The sequence below is a fragment of the Mesorhizobium sp. M5C.F.Ca.IN.020.29.1.1 genome, from assembly GCF_003997375.1.
Taxonomy (GTDB): Bacteria; Pseudomonadota; Alphaproteobacteria; order Rhizobiales; family Rhizobiaceae; genus Mesorhizobium; species Mesorhizobium wenxiniae.
Window position 1 is genome coordinate 1 of record NZ_RZSW01001122.1, and the last position, 702, is coordinate 702.

The 702-nt window shown below is 69.7% G+C and carries 1 protein-coding gene and 1 pseudogene; both read right to left on the reverse strand.

Features of this window, described 5'->3' with window-relative positions; all coding sequences use genetic code 11:
• Positions 1-575 (reverse strand): annotated as a pseudogene (locus tag EOA85_RS36625) (conjugal transfer protein TraG); the annotation flags it as partial.
• Positions 568-702: conjugal transfer protein TraD (gene traD / locus EOA85_RS36630; RefSeq protein WP_127212826.1), on the reverse strand; the 135-nt coding region annotated here is incomplete at its 5' end. The gene traD and the pseudogene EOA85_RS36625, both read right to left, overlap by 8 nt.

The window sequence follows — 702 nt, forward strand, 5'->3', positions numbered from 1 at the left end:
GCGATATGGTCGCGATCGACGCGGTAGCGCTCGCCTATCACGATACCGCCGGCTTCAGGAAACAGCCGGCCGGCCGACTCCATTCCCATCCAGTCGGTCTCGCCGTGGATCGCCCGCTTTCCCCGGATGCGGCGGGGAGCGGCTGCCGCAAAGGCGGCATTACCCCTGATCGCCACGCGCAGCGCGAACACGCCGCAGATCAGCGCGAGAGTCGCGCCAACCGCCGTCCCCGGATCGGCATAGGAGAGAGCCGTCCTGCCCGTGGGCACGCGATCGGCGAGTGCGATCAGGCGGGCGGTCTCGCGCGTCACGGCGATTGCAATGACGACCGCGGCTGCGCCAGCGACGCTCCAGCCAGCGGCGCGGATCGCATGCGCACCGGCGGCCGCGAAGAGAAAAATCACGCCGGCAAGGCCGGCCGCCGCATAGGGAAGGGCAAGGCCGGCCCGTCCGAGCACGAGGCGTGCGCCCTCGCTTGTTGCAAAGCCGGCAAGCCAGCCCTCGACGCCGGTCATGCCGACGCAGACCGCCAGCATCAGCGCCGCCGGCGCAAGCGCGAGCAGCACCTTATTCATGGTCGCGCCCGAAGGCTTCCGCGCCGATCGCCGTGAGACGCGCCCGCTCTGCCTTGTCCCCATCGATGCGACGATGTCCATCGATTAGCAGTCCCAGCAGCAGCGCGCGCTTGTCATAGCGCAGCCC